Origin of the sequence: Synechococcus sp. R6-10, assembly GCF_047461815.1 — a bacterium.
Classification (GTDB): domain Bacteria; phylum Cyanobacteriota; class Cyanobacteriia; order Thermostichales; family Thermostichaceae; genus Thermostichus.
Genome location: NZ_JANSHW010000312.1, coordinates 1 through 6,072, shown reverse-complemented (window position 1 = coordinate 6,072; position 6,072 = coordinate 1). Strand labels below are relative to the sequence as shown.

Below are 6,072 nucleotides of genomic sequence, written 5' to 3'. Positions count from 1 at the left end.
CACAGGCCAGATCGCCTTTAACCTCAATCAGCTGCAAGTCCAGGAGCTGCGGGGACAGTTGGGGGGTGGATCCCTTTTGGCTGAAGGCTTTTTGCCCGTCAACTCTCGCGGTGCCCTGCAGATGGACGAAACCTCGCCACCCTTAACTCTGCAACTCCAAGGGATCCAGCTCAACCTGCCCAACCTCTACACTGGCCGCCTGGAAGGAGAAGTGGTGGTGGGGGGGCTGCTCCTGCGACCGTTGATTGAAGGTCGTTTAGAGGTTTCCGAGGGGATTGTGGATGTAAGCCCTCGCCCTGAGCCACCCACCGCAACAGAGGCGGCTGAGGACTCTGCACCGCCGACGTTCGCGACAGCCCTACCCTTTTGGCAGCCGCGGTTGAATGGGCTGGAGCTGGCCTTGGGATCCCGGATCCGGGTGCAGCGGCCTAACTTGTTTGAATTCAATGCTTCCGGCACCTTGCGCCTTTTCGGCACCCCCCAAGATCCGCGCCCGGCAGGCACCATCACTCTGGAGCGAGGCCGGGTCAGCCTGCCCATCGCCAACTTTCGCTTGGATCGCTCCCGCTCCAATACTGCCACTTTTGACCTAGACAACCCCTTCGATCCCTTCCTGAACCTGCGCTTGATGACCCAGGCCATCGAGGTCTATCGCTTTCCCCAAGAGCTCTCCCCCTTTGACACCAACCGCAACCTGCCGGGATCCCAGCAGAGCATCGAGATTTTCGCCACGGTCAACGGGCGGGCCAGCCAGCTGGCTGAGGCGGATCCCCGCAACGGGGTTCTGGCCCTTTCCAGCAGCCCCAGCCGCTCCCCCGAAGAGATCGTCGCCCTCCTGGGAGGCACAGCTCTGGCCCGCCTCAACCCCGAAGCGGGAGTGGCCGGCCTGGCCGGAACTGCCTTGCTCAACGATGTGCTGGACACGCTGCGGGACACCCTGGGCCTAGACGAGGTGCGCATTAGCCCCGTCCCCCAGGTCGATACCCGCGCTGCCAACCGCTCCTCGATAGGGCTAGCGCTGGAGGTGGCCCGCGATCTGGGGCCAGCCACTTCCATCTCGGTGCAGCGCAACCTAACGGATCCCTTTCAGCCCACCCGCTACAGCGCCCGCTACCGCCTCAACGAGCAAACCCTCACCCGCGCCAGCACCGACCTCGAGGGCAACAATGTCATTTCCATCGAGTTTGAGACCCGCTTCTAATGGGATCCGCTCCGGAGTTTGGCAGCAGGCTTTGGATGGCCAGGGATCCCTTGAAAAAAGATTTAGTGGAAAAAGCTGCCTTACAGGTAACGGCTAATGTCTTCTCCTCGCTCCGCCAAAAACGACAAGGCCCGGAAGCGCAGCCCTGCCACCTGGTCGTAGAGGGGGTTGAGCTTACACATGGGCGGAATGTGCATCACCTTATGGCCAAACAGCACCACATCTCGCTCAAAGGGGCAGCGGGCCGGGATCCACCGGCAAAGGAAATGGGCCAAGCGTGGATCGCGGATGCTAAAGTTATCCATAGCCGATTGAATGGGACGCAACGGAGCCTGCAACCAGTCGCGCAGGCGACCCGTGGACTTGAAAAGCACAGAAGTCATGGAACCAGGCAGCTCCTGAGGAGCTTTGCGAGCACGTTGCCAAGAAATCGTTGTGGAACCCATAAGCTTTCACCTCAACCTTTGAAGAAGCAGCAGCCTTTGGTCGGTTACGGCGCGCAAAATTACTAGCCATCGACAATTCTCTGTGTCGAGTTTGTATTGGCAAAATTACTAGCCATCGACAATTCTCTGTGTCGAGTTTGTATTGAGGGAAACATCAGCCATCTCTCTTCCCTCTGTTAGTCTGCCTTCTCCAACGGAAAGCTTGCTTCTGTAAACAAGAATCTCTGCTCAACGTTGTAGAGCTACATGTTTTGTCTCCAAAAGTTAACATGTAACGAAAAATACAAAAACTCCTCTGCTCTTGTCCACCAGCCGATTCCCTGTCAGGATCCCTGAGGTTCCTCAGCTTGAACTTTGGGGCCAGATGGGTATCCATCGCTCCTATTTCTAGGATGGAACAAGCCCTTTGGGCGGAGTAGGGGGATCCCCGTAATCACACTTGCCTTGGCAGGGTTGTTTTTCTTTTGATCGAGTGATCGAGTTTGGCTTGGGAGCGTCTCGGTTGGGAGTTACGGAGGATAACAGCCAAGGGATGCCGGCTGCTGAGCGTTCTACAATGCCAGGAGAGATTCCCAGCGGGTGCACATCCGGCGGTGGGTTGGGATCCTTGATTTTGTCTCTGGCTTTCTTGAGAGGCTGCCCATGAAATTGGCCTATTGGATGTACGCTGGCCCTGCCCATATCGGCACGCTGCGGGTGGCCAGCTCCTTCAAAAACGTTCACAGCATCATGCACGCTCCTCTGGGAGACGACTATTTCAACGTGATGCGTTCCATGTTGGAGCGAGAGCGGGATTTTACTCCGGTAACCACCAGCGTCGTTGACCGGCAGGTGTTGGCGCGGGGATCCGACGAAAAGGTGATTCGCAACATCGTCCGCAAAGACGGCGAGGAGCAGCCGGATCTGATCGTCGTCACCCCCACCTGCACCTCTAGCATTTTGCAGGAAGATCTGCATCACTTTGTCCGGCAGGCCCAGTTGGCCAGTCGCTGCGATGTGGTGCTGGCAGATGTCAACCACTACCGGGTTAACGAATTGCAGGCAGCGGATCGCACCCTGCAGCAGATTGTGGAGTTCTATATCACCAAAGCTCGCAAAAGCGGGGAGTTAGACGGCCTGCCCCAAAAGACGGAGCGGCCTTCCTGTAACATCCTTGGCATTTCCACCCTAGGGTTTCACAATGCCCATGATCTGCGGGAGCTGAAGGTGCTGCTGCGGGATCTGGGGATCCAGCTCAACCTGGTGATCCCGCAAGGGGCCAGTGTCCACGATCTCAAACACCTGGGGCGGGCTTGGTTTAATGTGGTGCCCTACCGGGAGCTGGGGCCGATGACAGCTCGCTATCTGCAGCAGGAATTCGGCATGCCTTACATTGAGATCACCCCGATGGGGGTGGTGGAAACGGCTCGCTTCATCCGCCAGATCCAGCAGATCCTAAACGAGCAAGGGATCCCTGTCGATTATGAAGCCTACATCCAGGAGCAAACCCTGCACATTTCCCAAGCGGCCTGGTTTTCCCGCTCCATCGACTGCCAAAACCTAACCGGCAAAAAAGCGGTGGTCTTCGGGGATTCCACCCACGCGGCGGCCATCACCAAAATCCTGGCCCGCGAGATGGGGATCCACGTGGTGTGGGCGGGCAGCTATTGCACCTACGATGGAGAGTGGTTCCAGGCAGAGGTGGGGGAATATTGCGATCAGATCTTGATGACGGAGGATCACACCCGCGTGGCGGATGCGATTGCCCAGGCGGAACCTGCTGCGATTTTCGGCACCCAGATGGAGCGGCATGTGGGCAAACGGCTGCGGATCCCTTGTGGGGTCATCTCGGCCCCCATCCACGTGCAGGATTTCCCTATCGGCTACCGGCCCTTTTTGGGCTACGAGGGCGCCAACCAAATTGTGGACTTGATCTACAACTCCTTTACCCTGGGCATGGAAGATCACCTGTTGGAGATCTTCGGTGGCCACGACACCAAGGAGGTGATTCACAAGAGCCTGAGCGCCGATTCCGACCTCATCTGGACGCGGGAAGCCCAGGCGGAGCTGAACAAGGTGCCCGGCTTTGTGCGCGGCAAGGTTAAACGCAACACCGAAAAATTTGCCCGCGAACGAGGCTTGACCGAGATCAGTGTGGAGGTCATGTACGCCGCCAAAGAAGCTTTTGGAGCTTGAAGGGATCCCGTTGACAACCTTTACCCTGGGTGGGATCTTCCATCTGACGTTTGCCTATGCGTCTCCTGGTTACCGGCGGGGCGGGCTACATCGGCAGCCACACCTGCAAAGCTCTGGCGGCCTCTGGCCATCTGCCCATCACTTACGACAACTTGGTTTACGGGCACCCCTGGGCAGTTCGCTGGGGGCCGTTGGAGATTGGGGATCTCGCCGACCGGAAGCGGCTTGATCAAGTCATCCAACACTATCGCCCGGAAGGGGTGATCCACTTTGCCGCCTATGCCTATGTGGGCGAGTCGGTCAAGGATCCCGGCAAATACTACCGCAACAATGTGGCCGGATCCCTGAACTTGCTGGAGGCCATGCGGGATCACGGGATCCCTTACCTGGTGTTCTCCAGCACCTGTGCCACTTACGGGGTGCCAGAGCGGATCCCTATTCCCGAAAGTCATCCGCAACGTCCCATCAACCCCTACGGCCAGAGCAAGCTGATGGTGGAGCAGATCTTGCGAGATTTCCAGGTTGCCCACGGGATCCGATCCATTAGCCTGCGCTACTTCAATGCCGCCGGAGCCGATCCCGATGGCGAAATTGGGGAGGCCCACGACCCGGAAACCCACTTGATCCCCTTGGTGTTGGAGGTCGCCGGAGGCCAACGTCCCCACATCACGGTCTTTGGAGAGGACTACGATACCCCCGATGGCACCTGTATCCGAGACTACATCCATGTCACCGACCTGGCGCAAGCCCACGTGTTGGCGGTAGAAGCGCTGGCCTCTGGCCGACCCGTACCAGCAGCCTACAACCTGGGCAATGGCCAAGGCTTTTCCGTCAAAGAGGTCATTGCCACCGCAGCAGCCGTGACCGGAAGACAGATCCCCATGCAAATGGGAGCGCGCCGCCCTGGGGATCCCCCGCGCTTGGTGGGCGATGCCGGTGCCATCTTTCGGGATCTCAACTGGAAACCTCTCTACACCGACTTGGCCGAGATCATTCAAACTGCCTGGCGCTGGCACCAGAAGCGACCCTACTTTGGGAAAGCCAAGCCCTCGGTGAGCTAGGAACGCCTAGCCCGGCGGGCGATAGGATAGGGAGAAACCGCCCGGCTAACAACTTCCCCGCCCCGCATGGACGACAAGATCACACCCGATACCCTCGCGGTTGTCATGACCACGGTGGGATCCGAAACCGAGGCCCATCGCTTGGCTCATACCTTGGTGGCCGAACGTTATGTGGCCTGTGCCCAGGTCTTGCCCGGGATCACGTCCTACTATCGTTGGCAGGGATCCCTGCAGACCGATGCCGAGTTCCTCATCCTGCTCAAATTGCCCGCAACTGCCTACCCCCGCCTGGAACAACGGCTGCGAGAGCTGCACCCCTACGCTGAGCCCGAGATCCTGGCTCTGGCAGCCACTCAAGTGAGCACAACCTATTTGGCTTGGGCCCGAGACCAGGTAGGGTGAGGAATAGCACGAGGTTGGCCATGATCGCCCTCTACCCCGGCAGCTTTGACCCGATTACCCTTGGGCATCTCGATGTTATCGAGCGAGCCAGTCGTCTCTTTTCTAAGGTGATTGTCGCCGTCTTGAAAAACCCCAACAAAACCCCTCTGTTCAGCCCCGAGCAGCGGCAGGCCCAGATTAGCCTGTCCACAGCCCATCTCAAAAATGTTGAAGTTGATACGTTTTCAGGTCTGACGGTGGCCTATGCCCGCCAACGGGGGGCAAAGGTGATCGTGCGCGGCTTGCGAGTTTTGTCAGACTTCGATGTGGAGCTGCAAATGGCCCACACCAACAAGCTGCTGGCTCCCGAACTGGAAACCTTGTTCCTTGCCACCGCCAGCGAGCACAGTTTTGTCAGCAGCAGCCTGGTGAAGGAGGTCGCCAAGCTGGGCGGCCCCATCGATCATCTGGTGCCCGCTCCGGTGATTCGAGATTTGCGGGAGCGCTTTCCCTTGGCCTGAGGGCTCAGGGATCCCCTCTCCTTCCCCAATCAAAATTCAAAGGGCTGCATCCCTGCCGTCACCGGATCAAACCCCACCGGGAAGCAGGTGCTGTGATTGTAGAGGGATCCCCTCAAATTGGCCCCTTCCAAGCAGGCTCCCTCAAGGTCGGCATAGCGCAGGTCGGCACAGCGCAGATCAGCCTTCGCCAGATTGCTGCCCCGCAGGTTGGCGTAGCGCAGGTTAGCCCCATGCAAATCGGATCCCTCGAGATTGGCCCCTCGCAGATCGACCCCCCTCAAAAAGGC

The 6,072-nt window shown here is 58.7% G+C and carries 7 protein-coding genes; 5 read left to right on the top strand and 2 right to left on the bottom strand.

All coding sequences use genetic code 11. The annotated features are described in order from the left end of the window. On the top strand, positions 1-1,201 hold a 1,201-nt coding region (locus tag NW837_RS09370), incomplete at its 5' end, for a translocation/assembly module TamB domain-containing protein (protein WP_414330969.1). 80 nt (positions 1,202-1,281) lie between these two features. Here the strand turns inward: NW837_RS09370 and NW837_RS09365 are convergent. After that, positions 1,282-1,584, bottom strand: a complete 303-nt coding sequence (locus NW837_RS09365) for a Mo-dependent nitrogenase C-terminal domain-containing protein (protein WP_414330967.1) — start codon at positions 1,582-1,584, stop codon at positions 1,282-1,284. Positions 1,585-2,289: 705 nt separating this feature from the next. Here NW837_RS09365 and bchB point away from each other — a divergent pair. From bchB to coaD, 4 genes are all read left to right on the top strand, one after another. Next, complete coding sequence (gene bchB / locus NW837_RS09360) at positions 2,290-3,822, top strand: ferredoxin:protochlorophyllide reductase (ATP-dependent) subunit B (protein ID WP_414330964.1); 1,533 nt, start codon at positions 2,290-2,292, stop codon at positions 3,820-3,822. Between the two features lie 56 nt (positions 3,823-3,878). Beyond that, the gene (gene galE / locus NW837_RS09355; RefSeq protein ID WP_414330971.1) at positions 3,879-4,883 is read left to right on the top strand and encodes a UDP-glucose 4-epimerase GalE; all 1,005 of its coding nucleotides are present in this window, start codon (positions 3,879-3,881) and stop codon (positions 4,881-4,883) included. Between the two features lie 66 nt (positions 4,884-4,949). Further along, a complete protein-coding gene (gene cutA, locus NW837_RS09350) occupies positions 4,950-5,285 on the top strand; it encodes a divalent-cation tolerance protein CutA (RefSeq protein WP_414330961.1) in 336 nt (111 codons plus the stop codon). 20 nt (positions 5,286-5,305) lie between these two features. Then, complete coding sequence (coaD, locus tag NW837_RS09345) at positions 5,306-5,785, top strand: pantetheine-phosphate adenylyltransferase (RefSeq protein WP_011433776.1); 480 nt, start codon at positions 5,306-5,308, stop codon at positions 5,783-5,785. A gap of 29 nt (positions 5,786-5,814) precedes the next feature. Here coaD and NW837_RS09340 read toward each other — a convergent pair. Beyond that, on the bottom strand, positions 5,815-6,072 hold a 258-nt coding region (locus NW837_RS09340), incomplete at its 5' end, for a pentapeptide repeat-containing protein (RefSeq protein WP_414330958.1).